This window comes from Bosea beijingensis (assembly GCF_030758975.1).
GTDB lineage: Bacteria > Pseudomonadota > Alphaproteobacteria > Rhizobiales > Beijerinckiaceae > Allobosea > Allobosea beijingensis.
Genome location: NZ_CP132359.1, coordinates 1,137,153 through 1,156,094, shown reverse-complemented (window position 1 = coordinate 1,156,094; position 18,942 = coordinate 1,137,153). Strand labels below are relative to the sequence as shown.

The following is an 18,942-nucleotide window of genomic DNA, read 5'->3' as shown; positions in this document are numbered from 1 at the left end:
ACGATGAAGCGCATCCTGATCGCCGACTGCAAGCAGGAGATTTCCTCCTTCAACCCGCTGCCGTCGCATTACGAGAATTTCCTGATCCATCATGGCGACGGCCTCTACATCCAGCGCGGCCAGAACCAGGAGCTCGGCGGCGCGCTCGCCGTCTTCGAGGCGAGGCTCGATATCGAGATCGTGCCGACGATCTGCGCCCGCTCCGGCAGCGCCGGCCCGCTCTCGGCCGCGGGCTGGAAGAAGCTCTCGGAGGAAATCCTCGCCGCGATCTTCGCCAAGCTCGACCGCATCGACGGCATCTATGTCTCGCTGCATGGCGCGATGGGCGCCGATGGTGAACTCGACCCCGAAGGCTACCTGCTGGAGAAGCTGCGCGAGCGCGTCGGCCCGGATATGCCGATCGTGATCTCGCTCGACCTGCACGGCATCCTGACCGACCGGATGCTGCGCAATGTCGACGGTTTCGCGATCTACTGGACCTATCCCCATGTCGATTTCGCCGACACAGGCCGGCGCGCCGCCGAACTCCTGCTCAAGCTGATGGCTGGCGGCATCAGGCCCGTCGCCGCCCGCGTCGTCATCCCCGCGCTGGTGCGCGGCGACGAGCTCATCACCAAGACCGGCTGCTATGGCGAACTGCTCGCCGAATGCCGCCGGCTGGAGGAGGAGGGGCGGGCGCTCGCCGCCGGCATCATGATCGGCAATCCCTTCACCGATGTACCCGAGCTCTGCTCGCAGGTGCTGATCCTCACCGATGGCGATAAGGCAACCGCCGAGCGCGAGGCGCTCCGGCTCGCCGAGGAGTTCTGGCCGTTGCGCTTCCGCATGCAGGGCAAGCTTGTCCCGCTCGACCGCGCCGTCGCTCAGGCCCGCAGCATCGACGGCCCGGTGATCTTCACCGATGCCGCCGACGCGACCTCCTCCGGCGCCTCCGGCGACAGCAACCTGATCCTCGCCGCCTTGCGGAAGGCCGGCTACGGCAAGCGGGTGCTGGCCCAGATCGTCGATGCCCCGGCCGCGGCTGCGGCGCATAAGGCGGGCGTCGGGGCGACGATCGAGGTCACGCTCGGCGGCTCGATCGATCCCGCCCGCTTCCCGCCGATGCAGGTGAAGGCCAAGGTCAAGGTCAAGCTGCTCTCGGATGGCGAAGCCGCGCTGGAGACGATGAAGGCGCCGCTCAGCGCCGGGCCGACCGCAGTGCTCACTTGGGACAACATCACCGTCGTCGTGATGAGCCGTTCAGTCAGCCTGTTCGACCGTGCGATGTATTACGCCAACGGCATAGACCCGACCGATTTCGACCTGATCGTGGTGAAGTCGCCGCACACCGAATTCCACATGTTCGACCAGTGGTGCGCGCGGAACTTCAACATCGACGCGCCCGGAGCGACCTCCGCCAACCTGAAGAGCCTCGGCCACACCATCTGCGCGCGGCCGATCTACCCGCTCGACGAGGGCGTCACCTTCGCGCCTCGTGCCACGATCTACGAATTGTAAGGAGAGGACCCGTGCCCAGGATCGAGGCCGTCGATTTCTTCTATCTCGCCATGCCTGTCGTCACCGATGAGGCCGATGGCAGCCAGGATGCGCTGCTGGTCAGGGTCGCCGCCGGTGGCCATGTCGGCTGGGGCGAATGCGAGGCGGCGCCATTGCCTTCCATCGCCGCCTTCATTTGCCCGATGTCGCATGGCGTCTGCCGGCCGGTCGCCGACTCCGTGCTCGGCCAGGCGCTTGAAAGCCCGGAGGATATCGCCCGCATCGCCGCGGCTGTCGCCTATAACTCGATGGACCTGCTGCAGGCGCCGCATACCTTCTCGGGCGTCGAGATGGCCTTGTGGGACATCCTCGGCAAGATGCGGTCAGAACCGGTCTGGCGCCTGCTCGGATACGCGAAAAGCCATCCCAAGACGCCCTATGCCTCGGTCCTTTTCGGCGACACGGCGCAGGAAACTCTCGAACGCGCCCGCGATGCCCGCAAGGGCAGCTTCCGCGCCGCCAAGTTCGGCTGGGGGCCGATCGGTCGCGGCAGCGTCGAGGCTGATGCCGAGCATTTCGTCGCCGCTCGCGAGGGTTTGGGGCAGGATGGCATCCTGCTCGTCGATACCGGCCAGATCTTCATCGAGGACGTCGAGCGCGCCGCCGCCCGTCTGCCCGCCATGGAGAAGGCGAACGTGCTCTGGTTCGAGGAGCCCTTCCATGCCAGCGCGCTCGAACCTTATGGCGCGCTAGCCAAACGCAGCCCCAAGGTCCGGCTGGCCGGCGGGGAGGGCGCCCATAACGAGTCGATGGCGCGGCAGCTCATCGACTATGGCGGCATCGGCTACGTCCAGATCGATTGCGGCCGCATCGGCGGTATTGGCCCGTCCAAGGCGGTGGCGGATTACGCGGTCGCCAAGGGCGTGACCTTCGTCAACCACACCTTCACCTCGCATCTCGCTCTCTCGGCCTCGCTCCAGCCCTATGCCGGCCTCGCCGATCACGAGATCTGCGAATATCCGGCCATGCCGAAGCCGCTGGCCACGGCGATCTCAGCCAATCATCTGGAACGCGACGCGAACGGGCAGGTCGCCGCGCCCGACGCGCCCGGCCTCGGCATCGAGGTCGCGACGACGGCGCTGCGCGGCTATCTGCAGGAGGTCGAGATCTCCGTCGGCGGCAAGCGGCTCTACAGCACGCCAAGGCTCTGACACGATGCCGGCTTGACGCAGCGCCACGCCCTTATAGGGTGTGCGCCGATCGAGGTTCTCCGGGTTGCTCCCGGAGCTAAGAGGGAATTCGGTGAGGCGCGCCTAGCGCCAATGCCGAGGCTGCCCCCGCAACTGTAAGCGGCGAGCTCTCCGTCCATCGTCCACTGGCGCCCGAGGCGCCGGGAAGGCCGGGCGGAACAGGCATCGACCCGCGAGCCAGGAGACCTGCCCCGGTCGTCGAAGACGTCTTTCGGACGGGGTGTTCCGAAGCCTGTGTGTCGATGGCGACCCTTGCGGCCAGCCTCCCGCCCCACATGCCCAAAGCTGCCCCGGCCGTCATCTCGGGGAGCGATGAAACTCATGTTCACGAAGATCAATGCACAGGCCGCCCGGGGCGGCTTGACGGCTGCCTGCCGCGCACTCTATCAGAAATGCAACATTGTTACATTTCGGATGGCCTCGATGCCGGCTGCGCGCCCGTTCAACACCCTGCTTCGCCTGTCCGCCGTCGCGCTGTTCGGCGCTCTCGCCGCCGGTACGGCCAATGCCGCGCCGACCAAGTATCCGCTGACCCTTGAGAATTGCCGCGAGACGATCACTTTCGACGCCGCGCCCAAGCGCGTCGTCGCGATCGGCCAGACCCAGACGGAGATCCTTTATGCGCTCGGCCTCGGTGACCGCGTCGTCGGTACGGCGGTCTGGTTCTCGCCGGTGGCCAAGCCCTATGAGGCCGTCAACGCCAAGGTGAAGCGCCTCGCCGATAACGACCCGAGTTTCGAGGCCGTGCTGGCGCAGGAGCCCGATCTCGTCACCGCGATGTTCGAATGGCATGTCGGGCCGAACGGCATCGTCGGCAAGCGCGACCAGTTCGCCAAGGTGAAGGTGCCGACTTATGTCTCGCCGACCGACTGCATCGGCAAGGACAATTCCGGCGCAGGCGACGGCGTTCGCACCCAGATGTTCACGATGGAACTGGTCTATCGCAACATCCGCGAATTCGGCGAGATCTTCGACGTCGCCGACCGGGCCGAGAAGCTCGTCGCCGAGCTCAAGGCGCGCGAGGACAAGGCCGTCGAGCAGGTCGCCAGGCTGAAGGCGCAGGACGTGCCGGTCGTCGTCTGGTTCTCCAGCAAGGACATCAAGGGCGACGGCTTCATGGCCGGCAAGAACGGCGTTCCCGCCTATATCCTGTCCAAGCTCGGCGCCCGCAACATCATTTCGACCAATGAGGAATGGCCGCTGGTCGGCTGGGAGAGCATCGCCGCTGCCAATCCGGCCGTGATCGTCACCGTGAAGATGGATCGCCGCCGCTTCCCGGCAGACGATATCGAGAAGAAGCTGGATTTCCTGAAGACCGACCCGGTCGCCAGCAAGCTCGACGCCGTGAAGAATGGCCGCATCGTCATCATGGATGTCGGCGCGACGCGCGCCGGGCTCGACACGATCGACGGCATCGAGACCCTCGCCACGGCGATCGCCGGCTTCGGGATCTCGCGTTGAGCCACGCCGCCCATGAGCCGAACTGGCCGGTGCGGATCGGCATCGCGCTGGCCTCGCTGCTGGCGCTGACCTTCTCGGTCGCGCTGGCGGTGACGATTGGCGAAATGCGCATCCCGCTGGACACGGCCTTGAAGGCCCTCGGCAACGGGCTGTTCGATCTCGACTTTCCCGTCAGCGCAATCCAGCAGGGCGTGATCTTCGATTACCGCCTGAGCCGCGCGCTGATGGCAGGCTTGTGCGGCGGCGCGCTCGCGTTATCGGGTGCTATCCTCCAGGCTCTGCTGCGCAATCCACTGGCCGAACCCTATATCCTCGGCATCTCGGCCGGCGCCTCGACCGGCGCTGTCGCGGTGCTGATCCTCGGCATCAGCATCGGCGGCGCGGTGCTTTCGGTCTCTGCCGGCGCCTTCATCGGCTCCTGCGCCGCGCTCGTCGTCGTCGCCTTGCTGGCGACGGGGGCGGGTGGGGCGAGCGATCGCGTCATCCTTGCCGGTGTCGCCACCTCGCAGCTCTTCAATGCCGCGACCGCGACGATCGTCACGACCATGGCCAGCGCCGAGCAGGCGCGCGGCGTGATGTTCTGGCTGCTCGGCAATTTCGGCGGCGTGCGCTGGCCCGACATCTGGATGGCGGCGCCGGTCGCCTTCATCGGCTTCGGTATCTGCATGCTGCACGCCAAGGCGCTCGACGCCTTCGCCTTCGGCGTCGATGCGGCGGCCTCGCTCGGCGTCGCGGTCACGCGGGTCAAGGTCGTGCTTTTCGCGACGACGGCGGTGATGACGGCGGTGATGGTCTCGATCGTCGGCACGGTCGGCTTCGTCGGCCTGATCATCCCCCATGCCGCGCGCTTCCTCGTCGGCTCCGGCCATGCCCGCCTGCTGCCGGCCTGCCTCGTCATCGGCGCGATCTTCATGATCCTCGCCGACATCCTCTCCCGCATCCTGATCCCTCAGCAGATCTTGCCGATCGGCGTGGTGACGGCGCTGTTCGGCGCGCCGGTCTTCGCCTTGATCCTCTATCGCGCCCGGAGGCCGGCATGACGCTCGCGACCCGCGAGGTCCGCTGGGGCGCCGGCGGCCGGATGATCGTCGATGGCGTGACGCTGGAAGCCGCGCCCGGCCGGGTGCTCGGACTGATCGGCCCGAACGGCTCAGGCAAGTCGAGCCTGCTCAGGTTGCTCTGCCGCCTGCGCAATGTCGCGAGCGGCGTCGTCACGCTCGACGGGAACGACATTGCGTCCGTGCCGCGCCGCGAGCTCGCCCGCCGCCTCGCCTTCGTCGAGCAGCAGGCGACGACCGAGATCCAGCTCTCCGTCTGCGATGTCGTCCGCCTCGGCCGCACGCCGCACCGCGCTGCGCTCGCCTCCTGGAGCGAGGCTGACGAGGCCGCCGTCAACGAGGCGCTGGCGCGGGTCGGGCTCCTCGAGCGTCACGACCAGTTCTGGCACACGCTCTCTGGTGGCGAGCGCCAGCGCGTCCATATCGCCCGTGCGCTCGCGCAGGAGCCGAGCGAACTGATCCTCGACGAGCCGACGAACCATCTCGATATCCGGCACCAGCTCTCGATCCTGAGCCTGGTCCGCCGCCTCGGCATTACCTGCATCATGGCTCTGCACGACCTCAACCTCGCCGCCATGTTCTGCGACGAGATCGCGCTGCTGCATGACGGCCGCCTGCAGGCGGCCGGCACGCCGGAGGAAGTCCTGACCGCAGAGGCGATCCAGCGCATCTTCGGCGTCGCAGTCTCGATCCGCCCGGGCGCTTCTGGGCGCCGGCATGTCGAGTATCTGATCGAGCCCGAATCGCGGAAGGGTGTGCTTTGAAGCGATGAAGATATCGCGACGCGTGGCGTAAAGCCTTGCTTCTTCCCCCATGGAAGCGCGATGCGCCTGGCGCTCATCACCGGGAAGGGATGGATACAGGCTCCCCATCCCACCTCTCAACCGCGCCTCAATCTTTATAGGTGGGTGGTTTGGGTATGATCAAAGGCTTGCCGGTGAGCGGGTCGGGGATCACGATGCTGCGGACTTGGAACACCTCGTCGATGAAACCGGGCGTCAGGATGTCCTCCGGCAGGCCCTGCGCCAGGATTTCTCCCGCTCGCATCACAATCAGCCTAGATGCGTAACGCGCAGCCTGGTTCAGATCATGCAACACAGCGACGATGGTTTTTCCGGCGCGGTTCAGCGTTGCACAGAGTTCGAGCAGATCGATCTGGTGGGCAAGGTCGAGGAAGGTCGTCGGCTCGTCCAGCAGCAGGATGTCCGCGCCCTGGGCCAGCGCCATCGCGATCCAGACCTTCTGGCGCTGACCTCCCGACAGGCTTTCGAGCGAGCGCCCGCCGAGCTGGGATACGCCGGCCGCGGTCATTGCGGATTCCGTCGCTGCCTGATCGGCGGCGGTCCAGCGCTGGAACAGGCTGCGATGCGGGTGGCGTCCACGCGCCACGAGATCGGCGACGGTGATCCCCTCCGGGGCCTCTGCTCCTTGCGGCAGAACCGCAAGCAGCTTGGCGCGGTCGCGTGGGCGATAGCGCGCGATCGGGTGTCCATCGAGCAGGACGCTGCCGCCTGAAGACGGATGCAACCGCGCGAGGCTTCTCAACAAGGTCGACTTGCCGCAGGCATTGGGGCCGACGATCATGGTGAAGCTGCCGGCCGCTAGAGCGATGTCGATGCCCTTGAGGATCTCGCGTGGACCGTGATGCGCGCTCAGGCCCTGCGCTGCCAGCCTTGTTTCGACACTCATCGGATAGGCTCCCCGCGGCGGACCCAGGAGCCGAACAGCAGAATGAGATAGGCCCCGCCCAGACAGGCCGTCACCGCGCCGACGGGCAGCGCGCGCGGCGCCAGCGCGATGCGCGCGACCGCATCGCTCGCCAGCAGGAACACCGCGCCGAACAGGGCGGAGGTCGCGAGCGGCAACCCGGCCAAGCCGACGAGCTTGCGTGCCGCCTGCGGCGCGATCAGCGCGACGAAGCCGATCGGTCCGGCGATGAAGGTCGCCGTCGCGGTCAGGCCGAGGCCGATGAGACCGAGGCGGAGCCGGGTGCCTCCGGCCGGAACGCCGAGGGATTGCGCCTTGTCGTCTCCGAGTTCGAGAGCCTGCACAGAGCGGCCACAGGCAAGGCCGAGGGGCAGCAGCAGGCCGAGCATCCCCGCACCAATCGCCAGCCGCTGGACATCGACACCGGCGAGAGTCCCCTGTTTCCAGTTCGCGGCGACCAGCGCGATGTCGAGGGGCGCGACGAAGATCATCCAGTCTGCGAAGGCCGTGAAGGCGGAGCCGACCGCGATGCCGATGAGGATCAGCCGCGTGCGATCGGCGCGCAGGCCGCCGGCCGCGAGATAGACCAGCAGGCCCGCGCCAAGTCCGCCGCCGAAGGCAGCCAGCGCGACCAGCGCGGGCGCCAGGCCGGCAAGAAGCGCCAGCAAGGCGCCGCCGAATGCGCCTGCGTCGAAGCCGATCACGTCGGGGCTTCCGAGCGGATTGCGCAGCAATGTCTGGAACAAGGCACCGGATAAGCCGAGCGCGGCGCCGGCTGCGAGCGCGGCGCCGATCCGGGGCAGGCGCCATTCTACGAGCAACTGCAGCGCCGGGCTCTCGTGGCCGGCAAGCGCCTGAAGCGCCTGGACCGGCGTGAGCCTGACCGTGCCCAGTGTGAGGGAAGCCAGCACGAGCGCCAGTCCGCCGAGCCATAGGCCGAGATGGCATAGCGTAGGGCGGTTGGTCACGCCGCCCGGGACCGGTCCGCGCCGCGAGAGGAGGCCCGTCATGCGGCAGCGCTCCTGCGGCGAGCAAGCAGGATCAGGATGGGGGCGCCGAGGAGGCCGGCGACAATGCCGACGGGCACCTCGGCCGGCGGCGCCGCGATGCGGCCGAGCGTGTCCGCGATCACGACGAGGGCGGCGCCGATCAGGCCGGAGAGGGGCAGATGCGTTGCCGCGCCGACGCCGCCGATGCGGCGGGCGACATGCGGGCTGGCGAGACCGATGAAAGCGACAGGGCCGGCCGTCGCGACGGCACTGCCGGCGAGCAGGACGACGGCCATGAGCGAGCCAAGTCGTACTGGCCGGACCGCGACGCCGAGCGAGGCTGCGCGATCGTCCCCGAGCGCGAGCAGGTCGAGGCGAGGGGCGAGCCCGAGCGCCAGCAGCGTTCCGGCAAGCCATGCCAGCGTCACGCTGGGGAGAATGGCGTCGGTCGCTCCCGAGAGCGTGCCGACGCGCCAGTTCCTGACCAGATCGAAGCGCTCGGGATCCGACAAGGCGACCGCCTGGCCGATGCCGATGCACAGCGCCGTGACCGCGACGCCCGCAAGCGTGAGCCGGATCGGGTCCGAGCTGCTGCGCCCGCCCGCAAGCGCCTGGACCGCGAGCACCGCACCGAGGGCGCCGCAGGCGGCAAGCCAGGTCGCGGCCTGCGGGCCGGCGAGGGCGATGAGATCGGTGCCGAGGATCAGCGCGAGGCTCGCTCCCGCGTTGATCCCCAGCAGGCCCGGATCGCCCAGCGGATTTCGCGTCGCGAGCTGGATGACCGCGCCGGCAAGTCCGAGCGCAGCCCCGACCATCGCTCCGAGCAGGACGCGCGGCAGGCGCAAGCCCAGCACGATCTCGGCGGCTTCGCTGCCGCGGCCGTCGCGCAGGATGGCGAGCCATTCGCCGGCAGCAATCGGCCGCGTGCCCAGCGTCAAGGCGGCGAGCGAGGCTGCCAGCAGCAGCAATGCGCCGATGACGATCGCCAGCGGAGCCCGTGTCACGACGGCATCCTGGCCAGCAACACATCCCAGGCGCTGGCAAGGTGACGCGCGGTATAGACCGAGCCGAAGATGCTGTTGCCTCGGGTGACATGCACCTGTCCTGCGCGCACTGCCGGCAGCCGCTGCCAAAGTGGTTCGCGCGCGAGCGCCTGCGGGGCGCGGTCGCCGAGATCGATCAGCAGGATGCCGTTTACCTGCCCGATGACATCTCCGAGGGATTCGAGCGCGACCTCGCCATAGGGGCCGATCCGTCCGGATTCGACCGCACGGCCGCCGAGATCGGTGAGCACCTGGGCCGGCATCACGAAGCCGTAGCCCGTGCCGTCGCTGCGCACCATCAGCCGCCGCTTGAGCGGATCATAGGTCGCTGCCGCGAGCAGGCTCCTCTGCAGCACGCCATCATGGCGCCGGCGCAGCCCGGCAATCTGCTCGGCATAGGCCGCGATGGTGCGTTCGGCCGCTTCGGTGCGCTGAAGCCAGCCGGCCAGCCTGTCGAGATTGTCGCGCCAGTGCGTGCGATGATTGCTCGGCAGGACCGGCGCGATCCTGCTCAACCGGGCGAGGGGCCACCATTCCGAGTGGGCGGAGGTGTCCGGGCAGAGGATCAGATCGGGTTGCAACATCAGGATCTGTTCGAGATCGGGCGGCGCCGCCAGGAACGGCACGGAAGCCGGTACGGGCACCCATGGCCTGGCGCGGCTGTGGCTGTAGCCGATCAGAGGCAGATCGAGCGCCAGCGCCATCTCGAGGCTGATGCGCGAGTCGATCGCGACTACCCTGCTCGGCTCGGCCGGCACCTCGACAGGACCGAGCGGCGTGTTCACCACCCGGCGTCCGGATGCGGCACAGGCGGAGCCGGCCAGGAGGGCCGCCCCGCCTGCCGCGAAGCTGCGTCGGGACAGGAATGTCGCCACGCGTTCCCTGCCTTCGGCCCTAGAACTCGAAGGTGGAGGAGAGCGAGACCATCCGCGCCTCGCTCGGATAGAGCAAATTGAAGCCCGGATAGGTCGTCCAATAGGCCTTGTTGAACAGGTTGGTGACGTTCGCCTGCAGGATGATCGGCTTCCCGCCGGCCCGCTCGATCTTGTAGCGCGCGCCGATGTCGAAGGTCGTCCAGGCCTTCAGCTTCTGCAGGTTGGCGGCATCGGCATAGCTCGAGCCGGTATAGATCATCCGGCCGAAGAGCGTGAGGTTGCGGACGAAGCCCGGGTCCCATTCGAGGCCAAGATTGGCCTGCACGCGCGGGGTGCCTTGCGCTTCGTTGCCATCGAACGTGCCGTTGGCGGTACGCACGAGCTTGGAATCGAGGAAGGTGATGCCGCCAAGAGCCCGGACGCCTTCCACGATCTCGCCGGCGACGCTGAGTTCGACGCCGCGATAGCGGGTCTCGCCATTGTCGGTGAAGGTGTTGGTGACGGTGTTCGCGATGCCCGACGCCTGTTCCGACTGGAACACGGCGACCGAGGTCATCAGCCTGCCCCAGTCGATCTTGGCGCCGGCTTCGTACTGCTTGGTGACGAAGGGCGGCAGGACCTGGCCGGCATTGACGAAGGTGTTGCCGACGACCGAACCCGCGGTCAGACCCTCGATATAGCTGGCATAGAGCGAGACGTTCTCAAGGGGCTTCACGACGAGACCGATGACCGGCGTCACCGCATCGCTCTTGTTCTTCGAGGAGATCACGCCGGTCTGCAGCGTGTAGTTGTTGATGTCGACGAACTGCTTGCGCACGCCGAGCGTCAGTTGCAGGCGCTTGTCGAAGGCCGAGATCGTGTCCGAGATCGAATAGCTGGTGAAGCTGTTGTCGTTCTGGCGGTAGCGCCGGGCCGTCGGCATGATCGGGTTGGGCGAGAATCTCGGGTTGTAGATATTCGACTGAGTGACCGAGAGCGTCGCTGGCAGGCCGGAGGCACGCGCCTGGTAGAAGTTGTTGGCGGAAATGACGACTTCGTGGTCGAGCGGCCCGGTCTGGAAGCGCCCGCGAACGCCGGCTTCGCCCGAATAGCGGTTGATATCGATCTGATAGCGGGAGCCCGTGCTGGTGAAGTTGCCGTTGCGCCTGAGGCCGGAGCCGGCTTCGACGGCCTGGTCCCAGTCCATATGGCTGACGCCGGCCTTGCCGTAGACGGTTATGTTGGAGGTCACATCGTATTCGGTCTGGACCATGCCGAAGCTGTCCGCGAACTTGCTGTAGTTCCAAGGCGAGACATAGCTCTTGTTCGGCTTGATCGGCCGCGGGACCAGCTCGGTCGCCAAGGGCGTGACCGTATTGTTCATCCGGTCGGTATTCAGCACCTGATAGCCGGCATCCAGCGAGATGCGGAAGGCGTCGCTGCGATAGTCGAGCCCGATCGTGCCGTTGACCAGAGTCTGCGACTGCTGGCTGATCGGCGTGCCGCCGTCGCGGTAGAGCAGGTTGGCGCGCACGCCGAACTGCTTCTGGTCGCCGAAGCGGCGGCCGAGGTCGAGATGGCCGCCGAATTGTGAATTGCTGATCCAGGTCGTGGTGAAGCGGGTCAGCGGCTCGTCCGTGGCGCGTTTCGGCACGAGATTGATGACCCCGCCGACGCCGCTCGGCGAAAGGCCGCCGAGGAAGGCGCCGGGGCCCTTCAGGACCTCGACACGTTCGATGCCGGCCAGCGTCGACTGTGCATTGGGTGCGATTCCGAACAGGCCGCCGAAGGCGACGGCAGCGTTGCCGACCTGGATGCCGCGGATGACGAAGTAATTGGCGTTGCCGACATTGGTCGGCTCGACATTGCGGATCGAGGAATCGTTCTTCACGACATCGGCGACGGACTGCGCCCGCTGATCCTCGATCAGCTTCGACGTGTAGTTCGTGACCGAGAAGGGCGTATCCATCACGGAGCGCTGCCCGAGCACGCCGAGGCCGCCGCCGACCGCGACCTGGCCGCCGGCATAGGCCGGTGGCAGTCCGGGCACGCCGCTGCCGACGACCTCGATCGTATCGAGCGGAATCGCGCCCTCGACGGCGCCGCCGGCCGAGACGGGCCGGGCCGGGTCGTAGATCTGGACGGTGGTGGCGTTGCTGAAGCGGAAGGCAAGTCCGGTGCCGTTGAGCAGGGCCGCGACGGCCTGGGCCGTGGTCAGCGAACCTTTCACCGCATTGCCGCGGCGGGAGGCGGCCGGCGTCTCGGCGAAGACGACGTCGACGCCCGTGACGCGGACGATATCGTTCATCGCGGCGCGGACGGGTTTCGCCGGAATGTCGAAGCTGTGCAGCGCCTGCGCCTGCGCCGTTGCAACGGGAATGGCAAGGCCGGCACCCAGCGAGCTGAGAAATGTCGCCGCGAGGAGGATTTCCTTCGCCGTCAACCGCATCGAACGCATCCACCGGCCCTTTTCGTACAGGATGGGAACAAGGCTGCCAGCCTCGCCCTCTATCTCCTTGTCGAACGGGCGGGCCTGCCACCCTCACGCATCCGGCGATTTTTTTGCAGTGGCCGGCCGCGCCGTCCGGTCAGGGCGAGACGAAGGTGACCGGCCCGACGGTGGTGATCGAGAAGCCAACCGAGGATTGCAGGGCCGCCAGCGCCGCCGCGCTGTCGCGCAAGGTGACATTGCCGGTGACATGGCGTCCGCCCAGCGCGGAGCCGAGGAGAACGATGCGGCCGCGATGGTGGCGCTCGATCCGGGCCAGGACCTGCGACAGCGGCATATCGTTGAAGATGAAGCGGCCGGCGCGCCAGGCGGTCACATCCGCGACATCGACGGCCTCGGCCTTGCCGAGCCCATGCCCGCCATAGGCGACCCGCTCGCCGGGCTTGAGGATCACCGCCTCGCGCGACTGCGGCAGTTCGACCGCGACGCTGCCGCTGGCAAGCGTGACCGCGACGCTGCCGTCGTCGCTTGCTGCCACCTCGAAGCTCGTGCCCAGCACGCGGGCCTCGCCCTGGCCCGCGCCGACCACGAAAGGCGCCCCGGAGCGCTTGACCTCGAAGAAGGCCGTTCCCCTCAGCAGGCGAACGCGACGCAACCCCTCGGAAAATTCGACGGCGAGCGCGCTGTCAGAATCGAGCTGTGCCGTCGAGCCGTCCGCCAGCACCACGGTTCGCTGTTCGCCGCGGGGCGTGACCTGGTCGGCCTGCCAGTTCTCGAACAGATGCGGCCGGTCGAGCCAGATCCAGCCGAGGCACAGGGCGAGTACGAGGCCGAGCACGGCCCCGGTCGCCGCTCTTCCGCGACCACGCTCGCGGCGCAACGCCCGGATACGCTCCAGCGGCGTTGCCAGCGTTTCGGTCTCGGACGCGCCGAGAGCGGCAGACAGCGCGCCCATGTCGGACCAGAGCGCCGCGACCTTGTCATAGTGGCGGGCATGATCGCTCGAAGCCGCCAGCCAGGCCTCGAAGTCCCCGCGATCCGCAGGCGACGGGCGGCCGTTCATGCGGGTGAACCACGCGATCGCCTGCTTTTCCAGCAGCAGTTCATCGGAGCGTAGGTTGTCGTCGGTTTCCATGGCGCCTGAGTTACGGCTTGGGCCCGGAGGATCGTGCGCTTGGCGTTATCTCAATGTGTCCCGGCATGCCAGCAGGGCGCGGGCGATCTCGCGCTCGACCGTGCTGTAGGAGAGGCCGAGCGCGGCTGCGATCTCGTCGTAGCTGCAGGCATGCACGCGGTTCAGCAGGAAGATCTGGCGGGTGCGTTCGGGCAAGGCCGCGACGGTCCGGACCACACGTTCCAAATCCAGCCTTGCTGCCGCAACCTGATCGGGCAGGGCGGCCGGAGCCGCGTACTGCTCTTCGGTGATCCGCAGTGGCAGGCCGGCGCGCAGCCGCTCGGCGCGCTGTTGGCTGATCGCGGCATAGTCGATCGCGCGGCTGAGATAGGACGCCTGGCAGCCGATATGGTCCCGGGCGCGCGACCAGAAGGCGACGAAGACGTCCTGCACGACATCGGCGGCGTTGGCGACGCCGACGCGGCGCGCGGCACGCCGTTCCAGCCGGCGATATTCCTGCGCGTAGAGTGTGCCGACATCGTCGAGGCTGCTCGACATGGTCCCGCTGGCTCCGGATATCCCAAGGCCCAACGCCATAGCAGCCGCATTCCGGCCGCTCAATCAAGATGTTTTAGAAATACTCTAAGTAAATCAAAGGCTAAGGCTGTTGCCTCGACGCCGTTCGCGTGAAACAAGCGCCGCGCTAGATGAGGTCGATCGGCGCGATGGAAGCCAGCCCCAACCCGTTTCATGAAGCCGCCGTCGTAAGGCGCCGCTATCTCACGCCCGGAATGATCCGGCTGACGCTCGGGGGAGGCGGCATGGCCGGTTTCCGCTCGACCGGGATCTCCGACGAATATATCCGCCTGTTCTTCCCCGATCCCGAGACGGGCGAGCTCGTCCTGCCGGAGATCGGTGCGGACGGGCGCTGGACATTTCCCGAGGACCGCCACCGCGTCCGCTATTCGACCTATACGGTGCGCCGGCATGATGCTGCCGCCTGCGAACTCGACATCGACATGGTCGTTCATGCCGGCGGCCGCGCCAGCGACTGGGCTTGCGGCACCAGCGAGGGGGACCGGGTCGTCATCAACAATCCGCGCGGGCTCTACAAGCCTCCGTCGGATTGCCGCAGGCAGATCCTTCTCGGCGATGCGACCGGCCTTCCGGCGATTGCCCGCATTCTCGAGAACGCGCCGCCCGACATGGAAAGCCGCGTCGTTATCGAGGTTCGCGACGAAGGCGAACGGCAGCCCTTGCCGGAGCATCCGGGCGCGGACGTCACCTGGTTCACCGGCAGCGGGAACGGCGTCGGACAGAGCCGGCTCGGCTCCCTCCTGACCGATATGCCTTTGGGGACGGATCCCGGCTACCTCTGGGTCGCTGCGGAACGTGCCGCGGTGCGTTCGCTGCGGGCACAGGCGGATACGCTGGGTTGCTTCGCCGACGATCGACGCAAGCTCGTCGCCTACTGGTAGCCGCCGGCTGGGATGCTCGCTGCCGGCTGAGGTAATGCCCGTGAACGAGTGGAAGGGCGGATGATCCGCAAGCTCGCAAGATCAGGCAATGAGCCCGGTGGCCACAAACCGGCAGCAGGCCAACGAGCCAAGGGTCAGGCGGATCGGTGAAATTGTCAAACACGGGTCGAGTCGGCGCGGCAGGCGAACTCGCCAACGCCCGATCGCGAGCGACAGAGGCTAGGACGGTGCTCGCTGCCGGCCAAAGCCCAATTCAGCAGCGACGCCTTGCCGTTGAGCGCCGCAGGACCGTTCCGACCTTCGCGCTTTCACGGACGATCTGGCCGCAGTCGTTATGTCGGAGCCGTCGAGCGGGGAGACGTCTCCACAAGCGTTACCGTTCTGGGTCAAATCGCCGCTGCGCGATCAGTAGAGCCAGGTAGCCTCCTCAAAGCGCCCAACACGTTGCCCCACATTCAATGACCAGCCTAAGCAGCGGCTGGAGTTGGCCCTCTGCGGACATTGTGAAAGTCCGCTCTGATTGAGTTCGTTGTGGTCATCAGGGAGCGCACTAATAGATTCGGCGCGGATCCAGTGCATCTCGCAGGCCATCTCCGAGGAGATTGACGGCAAGCACCGTGGCCGAAAGGAAGGCTGCCGGGATCAGCACGATGTAGAACTTGAGCTGCCAGAGCGTCCGGCCTTCCGCCATGATGTTTCCCCAGGACGGCGTGATCGGCGGTGTTCCGGCACCGATGAAGGACAGCACGGCCTCGGTGACCATCGCAGCCGCGCAGATATAGGTTGCCTGGACGATCAGAGGAGACAGCGAGTTCGGCAGGATGTGACGGAAGATAATCCGTGCGGTGCCCGCGCCGGCCGCCGTGGCCGCCTCGACATAGGGCTGTTCGCGTAGGGAGAGGACTGTCGAGCGGACCAAGCGCGTCACGCGCGGGATTTCGACGATGGTCAGGGCGATGATTACATTGATGACCGAGCCTTTGGTGAGGGCCATCAGCGCGATCGCCAGCAGCATCGACGGGATCGACATCAACCCGTCCATGATGCGCATGACGACGACGTCGACGCGCCTGATGAAGCCCGCGACCAACCCGAGCAGAAGGCCGCCGATCGACGAGAGGATCGCGACCGAGAAGCCGACCAGCAACGAGATGCGGGCGCCGTAAAGGACGCGGGAATAGAGATCGCGCCCAAGCATGTCGGTGCCGAAGAAGAACTGGGCGGAAGGCTCGCGCAGCCGGCGCGCCAGCGACGTCGCCGTCGGGTCGATCGTGCCCAGCAACGGTGCGAGCACTGCGATCGCGATCATCGTGACGAGGACAGCGGATCCGAAGGGAATCGTCGGATGACGCCGCATCATCTTGAGCACCTCGGGGAGGCGGGAGCGGCCGGAAGGCGTTCCAGCGGTGCCGGCGTGGAGCAAGGAGGAACTCAATAGCGGATCCTCGGATCGACGAGCGTGTAGATCAGGTCCACGGCGAGGTTGACCAGCACGTAGACGAAGGAGAACACCAGCACGAGCCCCTGGATGACCGGGTAGTCGCGACGCAAGATCGCGTCGACGGTCAATCGACCCATGCCGGGTATCGTGAAGACGGTTTCGGTGACGACGGTGCCGCCGATCAGCGCGGCAAAGCCGATGCCGATGACCGTGATGACGGGCACCGCGCCGTTCTTGAGCGCGTGCAGGAACAGCACCGAACGCGGCCCGAGGCCTTTGGCGCGCGCGGTCCGGACATAGTCCTGCTGCAGAACCTCCAGCATCGACGCGCGGGTGATCCGGGCGATGAGGACGATATAGACGAAGCCGAGCGTGACCGCGGGCAGGATGAGCCGTTGCAGCCACGGCCAGAGCCCTTCCGCGAGTGGCGTATAGCCCTGCGGCGGCAGCCATTGCAGCTTCAGCGAGAAGGTCCAGGCCAGGATATAGCCGACGACGAAGAGCGGCACAGAGAAACCGACCACCGAGACGCTCATGATCGCTCGGTCGATCCAGCTTCCGCTCTTCGAGGCAGCGACGACGCCGAGCGGAACGGCGATGCAGATGGAGAGCAGCAGTGTCAGCAGCATGACCGAAACGGTCGGCCCCACCCGTTCCGCCATCAGCGTCGTCACCGGCTGGCCGGTAAAGACGGAGTTGCCCAGGTCGAAATGGACGAGCCGCCACAGCCATTTGCCGAACTGCACGAGGAACGGCTGGTCCAGGCCTAGGCTCTGCCTGATCCGCTCGATATCGGCTGCTGAGGCCTGGTCTCCTGCGATCATCGTCGCGGGGTCGCCGGGAGCAAGAAACAGCAGCGAGAATACCGTTAGCGCGACGACCAGCATCACCGGTATCGTCGCGAGAATGCGTTTCAGGATGTAGGCGAGCATGGCGCTAGCCTCCTCGGGCCGCAACGGGAGCGGGATCAGCCACGACGGATGTTCCAGAACACCGTCGCGGTCGGCACCCGGTCGACGAGGTATTTCTTGAGCGCGGTCTGGCGGTAGATGGCGCCGAGCGGAATAGCCGGCAACTCGTCCATGCCGACGACCTGCATCTCTTGCGCGATGCGCTTGCGATCGTCGCTGGACGGAGAATTGAGCCAGGCGTCGCGGAGTTCCTCCAGCTTCGGAATGGTGGGCCAGCCGAACCAGGCGTTGCGACCATTGCCGCGCAGCATGATGTTAGTGCCGGGATCGACGAACCAGGTGCCGGGGAAGAGCCAGCAGCTCAGCGACCAGCCGCCCTTGTCGATCGGCTCCTCGGAACGGCGGCGCTGGGCGACCGACGCATTGTCGAGGAGCGCGATATCGAGGTTCAGCCCGAGCTTGCCAAGCATGTCCGCGGCGACCTGGGCCAGCGGCGTGGTCGAAGCCGGGCTGTCGGCCGCACCGAGCAGGCGCACCCGCTCGTTCGAATAGCCAGCCTCCTTCAGAAGCTGCCTGGCCTTCTCGATGCTGCGGGGACCCTTGAGCGGGTCGAGGCCGGCATCGCTGGCCAGCGCCGTACCGGGCGGGAAGAAGCCACTGCCGGTCGCGAAATTCTGCGGGTTCGTCCCGGCGACGGACATGCAGAACTCCGCCTGGTCGATGGCGGGGAGCAGGGCCTGGCGGATCTTCTTGTTGTTGAACGGCGCGTGGAGGGCGTTGATCCGCATCATCGCCATCGAGGGAATGTCCTCGAGGCGCGGCAGGTCGACATCCTTGAAGCCCGCCAGCAATTCGACCGTTTCCGAGGTCGGGCCGCCGATCCAGTCGACATCGCCGGTCTGGAGCGCCGCGGCAGCCGTCGAGGCATCGGGAATGCGGCGCCATTCGACGCGGTCGAAATGGACCATTTTCGGGCCAGCCGTCAGGCCGCGCGCAGTGCTGGGAGTCGGCTGATAGCCCTGGAACTTCTCGAACACCGCGAGATTGCCGAGCTGGAACTCGTCCGCCTTGAACTTGAACGGCCCCGAGCCGGTCCGATCGGTGATCTGCGTCTTCACATCCGTCTGGGCGACCCGCTCGGGCATGATGAGGGGTACGGGAGCGCTGAGCTGCCCGAGCACGGCCGGCAGGATCGGGAACGGACGCTTGAGGCGGAAACGCAGCGTCCGGTCGTCGACCGCGACGAGTTCGTCCGTCAGCGCGAACAGCGTCGCGCCCATCGGCGCAGCCTGCGACCAACGCTTCAGGCTGGCGACGCAATCGCGAGCCCGGATCGGTTCGCCGTCATGGAAGGTGATGTTGCTGCGCAGCGTGATGGTGCAGCTACGCCCGTCATCGCCCCAAAGCAGGCCTTCGGCAAGCTGCGGCTGCGGCTGGAAATTCGCATCCAGCCCGAACAGCGTATCGTAGATCATGTAGCCGTAGTCGCGGGTGATATCGACCGTCGACCACATCGGGTCGAAAATCGTCAGGTCCGTATAGGGCACGAACCGCAGCACCTTCTGACGGGCGGATTGCGACAACGCCGGAGCGCTGATGCCGGCGAGTGCGGCGGCGGCGCCGGCTTTGATGAAGCTGCGACGATCCATGATGATCCCCTGTTGGTCTGTGCGGCCGTGAAAGCCGCAGCGATTGATCGAAAGCCGGATTG

General features: G+C 66.9%; 16 protein-coding genes and 1 riboswitch. Of the genes, 6 read left to right on the top strand and 10 right to left on the bottom strand.

All coding sequences use genetic code 11. From position 1 onward, the window contains the following. Positions 1-3 precede the first annotated feature (3 nt). The 5 genes from Q9235_RS05645 to Q9235_RS05625 all read left to right on the top strand — a co-directional run bounded on the left by Q9235_RS05645 (position 4) and on the right by Q9235_RS05625 (position 6,009). Positions 4-1,497, top strand: coding sequence for a M81 family metallopeptidase (locus Q9235_RS05645; protein WP_306225849.1), 1,494 nt, complete (start codon positions 4-6; stop codon positions 1,495-1,497). An 11-nt stretch (positions 1,498-1,508) separates the two neighbouring features. Then, complete coding sequence (locus tag Q9235_RS05640) at positions 1,509-2,687, top strand: mandelate racemase/muconate lactonizing enzyme family protein (protein ID WP_306225848.1); 1,179 nt, start codon at positions 1,509-1,511, stop codon at positions 2,685-2,687. A 35-nt stretch (positions 2,688-2,722) separates the two neighbouring features. Beyond that, positions 2,723-2,934: riboswitch (cobalamin riboswitch) on the top strand. 215 nt (positions 2,935-3,149) lie between these two features. Next, positions 3,150-4,187 carry an ABC transporter substrate-binding protein gene (locus Q9235_RS05635; protein WP_306225847.1) on the top strand — a complete coding sequence of 346 codons (1,038 nt, stop codon included), beginning with the start codon at positions 3,150-3,152 and terminating at the stop codon, positions 4,185-4,187. Further along, positions 4,184-5,227 carry a FecCD family ABC transporter permease gene (locus tag Q9235_RS05630; protein ID WP_306225846.1) on the top strand — a complete coding sequence of 348 codons (1,044 nt, stop codon included), beginning with the start codon at positions 4,184-4,186 and terminating at the stop codon, positions 5,225-5,227. The genes Q9235_RS05635 and Q9235_RS05630 overlap by 4 nt, the downstream gene beginning before the upstream one ends. Further along, positions 5,224-6,009 carry an ABC transporter ATP-binding protein gene (locus Q9235_RS05625; RefSeq protein ID WP_306225845.1) on the top strand — a complete coding sequence of 262 codons (786 nt, stop codon included), beginning with the start codon at positions 5,224-5,226 and terminating at the stop codon, positions 6,007-6,009. The genes Q9235_RS05630 and Q9235_RS05625 overlap by 4 nt, the downstream gene beginning before the upstream one ends. Positions 6,010-6,136: 127 nt before the next feature. On the opposite strand, the gene Q9235_RS05620 is transcribed toward Q9235_RS05625, so the two are convergent. The 7 genes from Q9235_RS05620 to Q9235_RS05590 all read right to left on the bottom strand — a co-directional run bounded on the left by Q9235_RS05620 (position 6,137) and on the right by Q9235_RS05590 (position 13,959). Next, positions 6,137-6,829: an ABC transporter ATP-binding protein gene (locus tag Q9235_RS05620; protein WP_422678274.1), complete on the bottom strand. Its 693-nt coding sequence runs from the start codon at positions 6,827-6,829 to the stop codon at positions 6,137-6,139. 101 nt (positions 6,830-6,930) lie between these two features. After that, positions 6,931-7,962: a FecCD family ABC transporter permease gene (locus tag Q9235_RS05615; RefSeq protein WP_306225843.1), complete on the bottom strand. Its 1,032-nt coding sequence runs from the start codon at positions 7,960-7,962 to the stop codon at positions 6,931-6,933. Then, complete coding sequence (locus tag Q9235_RS05610; protein ID WP_306225842.1) at positions 7,959-8,945, bottom strand: FecCD family ABC transporter permease; 987 nt, start codon at positions 8,943-8,945, stop codon at positions 7,959-7,961. The genes Q9235_RS05615 and Q9235_RS05610 overlap by 4 nt, the downstream gene beginning before the upstream one ends. Beyond that, positions 8,942-9,688, bottom strand: coding sequence for an ABC transporter substrate-binding protein (locus tag Q9235_RS05605; RefSeq protein ID WP_306225841.1), 747 nt, complete (start codon positions 9,686-9,688; stop codon positions 8,942-8,944). Before Q9235_RS05605 ends, Q9235_RS05610 begins: the two co-directional genes overlap by 4 nt. Positions 9,689-9,878: 190 nt before the next feature. Then, complete coding sequence (locus Q9235_RS05600; RefSeq protein WP_306225840.1) at positions 9,879-12,287, bottom strand: TonB-dependent receptor; 2,409 nt, start codon at positions 12,285-12,287, stop codon at positions 9,879-9,881. A 139-nt stretch (positions 12,288-12,426) separates the two neighbouring features. Then, positions 12,427-13,422, bottom strand: a complete 996-nt coding sequence (locus tag Q9235_RS05595) for a FecR family protein (RefSeq protein ID WP_306225839.1) — start codon at positions 13,420-13,422, stop codon at positions 12,427-12,429. Between the two features lie 45 nt (positions 13,423-13,467). Next, complete coding sequence (locus Q9235_RS05590; RefSeq protein ID WP_306225838.1) at positions 13,468-13,959, bottom strand: RNA polymerase sigma factor; 492 nt, start codon at positions 13,957-13,959, stop codon at positions 13,468-13,470. Between the two features lie 149 nt (positions 13,960-14,108). Between Q9235_RS05590 and Q9235_RS05585 the strand changes: the two genes are divergently transcribed. Further along, positions 14,109-14,879 (top strand): siderophore-interacting protein, encoded by a 771-nt coding sequence (locus Q9235_RS05585; RefSeq protein WP_306225837.1) that lies wholly within the window; start codon positions 14,109-14,111, stop codon positions 14,877-14,879. A 550-nt stretch (positions 14,880-15,429) separates the two neighbouring features. Here the strand turns inward: Q9235_RS05585 and Q9235_RS05580 are convergent. The 3 genes from Q9235_RS05580 to Q9235_RS05570 form a co-directional block, all read right to left on the bottom strand. After that, entirely contained in the window at positions 15,430-16,239 is an 810-nt protein-coding gene (locus tag Q9235_RS05580; RefSeq protein ID WP_306228126.1) for an ABC transporter permease, read from the bottom strand. 71 nt (positions 16,240-16,310) lie between these two features. After that, a complete protein-coding gene (locus tag Q9235_RS05575; RefSeq protein ID WP_306225836.1) occupies positions 16,311-17,252 on the bottom strand; it encodes an ABC transporter permease in 942 nt (313 codons plus the stop codon). A 35-nt stretch (positions 17,253-17,287) separates the two neighbouring features. Continuing rightward, positions 17,288-18,880 (bottom strand): ABC transporter substrate-binding protein, encoded by a 1,593-nt coding sequence (locus Q9235_RS05570; RefSeq protein ID WP_306225835.1) that lies wholly within the window; start codon positions 18,878-18,880, stop codon positions 17,288-17,290. Positions 18,881-18,942 lie beyond the last annotated feature (62 nt).

What these genes read in the sequence shown, in the direction of transcription:
- Q9235_RS05625 (WP_306225845.1), top strand. Translation starts at nt 5,224, where the DNA reads ATGACGCTCGCGACCCGCGAGGTCCGCTGGGGCGCCGGCGGCCGGATG.
- Q9235_RS05605 (WP_306225841.1), bottom strand. Translation starts at nt 9,688, where the DNA reads ATGGCGCTGGCGCTCGATCTGCCTCTGATCGGCTACAGCCACAGCCGC.
- Q9235_RS05575 (WP_306225836.1), bottom strand. Translation starts at nt 17,252, where the DNA reads ATGCTCGCCTACATCCTGAAACGCATTCTCGCGACGATACCGGTGATG.
- Q9235_RS05645 (WP_306225849.1), top strand. Translation starts at nt 4, where the DNA reads ATGAAGCGCATCCTGATCGCCGACTGCAAGCAGGAGATTTCCTCCTTC.
- Q9235_RS05600 (WP_306225840.1), bottom strand. Translation starts at nt 12,287, where the DNA reads ATGCGGTTGACGGCGAAGGAAATCCTCCTCGCGGCGACATTTCTCAGC.
- Q9235_RS05615 (WP_306225843.1), bottom strand. Translation starts at nt 7,962, where the DNA reads ATGACGGGCCTCCTCTCGCGGCGCGGACCGGTCCCGGGCGGCGTGACC.
- Q9235_RS05620 (WP_422678274.1), bottom strand. Translation starts at nt 6,829, where the DNA reads ATGATCGTCGGCCCCAATGCCTGCGGCAAGTCGACCTTGTTGAGAAGC.
- Q9235_RS05580 (WP_306228126.1), bottom strand. Translation starts at nt 16,239, where the DNA reads ATGATGCGGCGTCATCCGACGATTCCCTTCGGATCCGCTGTCCTCGTC.
- Q9235_RS05590 (WP_306225838.1), bottom strand. Translation starts at nt 13,959, where the DNA reads ATGTCGAGCAGCCTCGACGATGTCGGCACACTCTACGCGCAGGAATAT.
- Q9235_RS05585 (WP_306225837.1), top strand. Translation starts at nt 14,109, where the DNA reads ATGAGGTCGATCGGCGCGATGGAAGCCAGCCCCAACCCGTTTCATGAA.
- Q9235_RS05570 (WP_306225835.1), bottom strand. Translation starts at nt 18,880, where the DNA reads ATGGATCGTCGCAGCTTCATCAAAGCCGGCGCCGCCGCCGCACTCGCC.
- Q9235_RS05595 (WP_306225839.1), bottom strand. Translation starts at nt 13,422, where the DNA reads ATGGAAACCGACGACAACCTACGCTCCGATGAACTGCTGCTGGAAAAG.
- Q9235_RS05635 (WP_306225847.1), top strand. Translation starts at nt 3,150, where the DNA reads ATGCCGGCTGCGCGCCCGTTCAACACCCTGCTTCGCCTGTCCGCCGTC.